Here is a 3,575-nt window from a genome sequence, read left to right as displayed (position 1 = left end):
GGGTAAATGGTTCCTTGTGCTAACCATTTCACATCCTGAACTTCATGTGCTTCATCATCAAATACCTCTATGAATACGCGTCCAATTGCCTTGCGCTTTAATTCTGGGTCTTTAACTTTTGCAAGCTGGCTAAGGAAACGTTCTTTAGCATCAACTCCCTTTATGTTTAAACCAAGGTGTTTGTACTGTTCTAAAACTGATTCGTACTCTCCTTTGCGTAACAAACCATTATCTACAAAGATGCAGTGTAGGTTTTTACCAATTGCTTTATGCAATAAGATTGCTGCAACACTTGAATCAACACCACCTGAAAGGGCAAGAACAACTTTATCGTTACCTAATTTAGCCTGAAGCTCAGCAATGGTGGTTTCAACAAATGCATCTGGAGTCCACTCCTGTTTACATCCGCAGATGTCTACAAGAAAGTTTTCTAACAATTGTTTACCATCAGTACTGTGTGTTACTTCTGGATGAAACTGGATTGCATAGGTTTCTGAATCTTTAACCTGATAAGCGGCAACTTTTACACTATCTGTACTGGCTATAAGTTCTGCATTTGCAGGCATTGCTGTAATGGTATCACCATGTGACATCCACACTTGTGAACCTGCACTAATATTTTTAAATAACTTATTATTATCTGCTACAAAGTTTAGGTTGGCTCTGCCGTATTCGCGTGTTGATGAAGCCTTAACCTCTCCACCTGTGTGCTGGGCAATATACTGAGCACCGTAACAAACTGCTAAAACAGGATAATGTTTATGGAATTTTTCAAGATCTATTTGAGGTGCGTCTTCCTGACGAACTGAATATGGACTACCTGAAAATATGATGCCTTTAACGTCAGATGAGATTTCAGGAATATGATTGAAGGGATGAATTTCGCAATAAACATTTAACTCGCGTACCCTACGGGCAATTAATTGTGTGTATTGGGAACCAAAATCGAGAATTATGATTTTTTCTAGCATGGCCAAAGTTAAGAATATTTAATTACCTCCACACCAAATCTTCGCAGAAAATCAACACCTTCATCGCTCGCCAAGCCCTTGTACTCTGCATAGGAATCTTTATAGTAAACTAATTTAATACCTGACGATAATATTAACCTGGCGCAAGCAATACACGGCGAAAGTGTGGTATACAAAGTTGACCCTGATATTTTAGAACCATTTTTTACCGCATACAATATGGCATTCTCTTCTGCATGTAATGCAAGTGAACAACTACCGCGCGAATCTCTGTCGCATCCTGTTTCAGGCCACTCTTCATCGCAGTTATGTGTACCTGAAGGCGGCCCGTTATAGCCTATAGAAATAATTCGGGTATCTTTTGTTAATACAGCTCCAACATGGGCACGCACGCAGTGTGAGCGGTGCGACAGATCGGTAGCTAAGTTCATAAATATATCTTTAAATCCTTTCTTCATCTGATGCGTTTTAATTCAAAAAACCGGCTGGCAAATATAGGGTAAAAAAAAACTTCCCTCCTTTAAGCAAAGAGGGAAGTTTTTATGCGAAGGCTATTTTAGTGGCCGCCGGCTATTTTTTTATCGAAATCAATTCCTTGTTTTCTAAGGATGCCGCTTACTTTCCAGGCATAATATGCCAGATAGGCGAAGCATAGCACACCTACTATATAACTGTATTGGATACCAGTGAACTCAGATACGTATCCTTGTACCCAACTAATAATTCCTCCACCCATGATCATCATGATTAAGAAGCTACTTCCCTGACTTGTATTTTTACCCAGACCACTCACAGCCAATGTAAAGATACAAGGCCACAATGTACTGCAGAACAGCCCCACACTTGTAAGTGCATAAACACTTACCATACCTTTTGTAAACATACCGATTAAGAGTGCACTAATACCTATGATAGAGAATATCAGCAACATTCTGGCTGGATTTCCTTTACTCGCCATATCAGCAATAATCAACACTAAGATAATTAGACCATAAACATAAAATGGAGCTAAATCATGGTGAAATATTGCATTAACACCTAAGAAGATCCCGAAAGCTAAATATGGAGCCACAAACCTTAATATTTTTTGTGTACTTACATTGTCGGTGAAAGCCTCAACAGCTCCAGTCCATCTACCAATCATCATACTGGCCCAGTATAAAGATACATATGGTGCAATATCCTTAATTGCAAATCCCAGGTCCTTTTCCATGTAAGCAGGCAGGTTACTTGCAGTAGATACTTCAACACCYACATAAACAAATATGGCAATCATACCCAAWACCAACTGAGGGTATTTTAAAGCAGAACCCTTATGGCTTGGATCCTCAATTACCGACTCAACCAAGGTTGGTCTATCTGGCAGAGAAGACAGCTTTAAAAATATTGCAACCGCAATAAACGCAACTCCTAAAATTAAGTATGGTATTTTAACACTTTCAATACTTACATCTTCACTTGCTGTAGATAATGAACCAAAAATGGCAAAACTAACAATTAGGGGTCCTATTGTAGTACCAAAGTTATTAATACCACCTGCTAATGTTAATCGTTGGGAACCTGTTTTAATTGGTCCTAATGCAATGGCCAATGGATTTGCTACCGTCTGTTGCAAAGAAAATCCTAATGCCACGATAAACAACCCAGATAACATTAAGGGGAATGAGCCCAGATTTGCAGCCGGATAAAACAACAACGTTCCTACAGCCGAAATAACCAAACCTAAAGCTAATGAATTCTTGTAGCCCAGCTTATTTACAAGATCCTGTTTCATTAAAACTGAAATGGCATTATAAATTAATGCTCCAACCGTATAGGCAATATAAAATGCAAGTGATACCCATTGGCTTTGGCTTTGAGTTAAGTCAAATGCTTTTTTAAATACCGGTATTAATATGTCATTACTGGCAGCTACAAAGCCCCAAAAAAAGAACACTGTGACTAAGGGAATAAATTGGCCCCATTTGGTTTGAGAATTTTCTGAACTCATTTTAAACTTGGTTTTTTAGAACGCTAAACATAAATAAAAAAAACTATAAGCTAAAGTGTAATGTTTACACATTACAGGACGTTAGATATCTGCATGAAAACTAGTAAAAAAATAAGGTCACTTTATGTTTAAAATTGCATATTAGCGTATTATATATGTTTAGCTGAATGTTTGAAGCAATATTACAAGGGATAGGTGCGGGGATTTTATTTTCGTTTTTAACGGGTCCCGTATTTTTTTCCATGATAAAAACCAGCATAGAAAAGGGCTTTAAAGCTGGGTTCTCTTTAGCTATAGGTGTAGTTTTCAGCGACATAATCTTTATCTCGCTTACCATATTCAGTTCACAATTTGTAGACTATAATTCTGAATACAATCAATACATAGGTATTATTGGTGGATTGTTCCTTTTTGGAATTGGCCTCTACTATCTTTTTAATAAAGTAAAAGTAAGCTACGACATTTCAGAAACTGTAAAAATCAAAAAAAGAGGTTATATATTAAAAGGGTTTTTAATGTGCCTCTTATCTCCGTCTACTTTGATGTTTTGGATTATGGTTGGGGGTATTATCTCGGTACAGCTTCATTATGATATGGCCGAAAAGGTGGTATTC

Annotated in this window: 4 protein-coding genes; 1 reads left to right on the top strand and 3 read right to left on the bottom strand. The window is 37.5% G+C overall.

What is annotated here, in order from left to right:
* The 3 genes from guaA to AC1DDX_RS25415 all read right to left on the bottom strand — a co-directional run.
* The coding region (gene guaA / locus AC1DDX_RS25425) for a glutamine-hydrolyzing GMP synthase (RefSeq protein ID WP_477622824.1) at nucleotides 1-971 on the bottom strand (971 nt) is incomplete at its 3' end.
* A gap of 8 nt (nucleotides 972-979) precedes the next feature.
* Complete coding sequence (locus AC1DDX_RS25420) at nucleotides 980-1,429, bottom strand: deoxycytidylate deaminase (RefSeq protein WP_288883581.1); 450 nt, start codon at nucleotides 1,427-1,429, stop codon at nucleotides 980-982.
* Between the two features lie 98 nt (nucleotides 1,430-1,527).
* The gene (locus tag AC1DDX_RS25415) at nucleotides 1,528-2,961 is read right to left on the bottom strand and encodes an MFS transporter (protein WP_172661180.1); all 1,434 of its coding nucleotides are present in this window, start codon (nucleotides 2,959-2,961) and stop codon (nucleotides 1,528-1,530) included.
* 167 nt (nucleotides 2,962-3,128) lie between these two features.
* Between AC1DDX_RS25415 and AC1DDX_RS25410 the strand changes: the two genes are divergently transcribed.
* A partial coding sequence (locus AC1DDX_RS25410; protein WP_477622823.1) for a LysE family translocator occupies nucleotides 3,129-3,575 on the top strand: 447 nt, incomplete at its 3' end.

The sequence above is a fragment of the Pedobacter sp. 10L46_2 genome, assembly GCF_056395165.1.
Note: the sequence above shows the minus strand (reverse complement) of the source record. Positions and strands in the feature narration are given on the sequence as shown.

What these genes read in the sequence shown, in the direction of transcription:
- AC1DDX_RS25420 (WP_288883581.1), bottom strand. Translation starts at nt 1,429, where the DNA reads ATGAAGAAAGGATTTAAAGATATATTTATGAACTTAGCTACCGATCTG.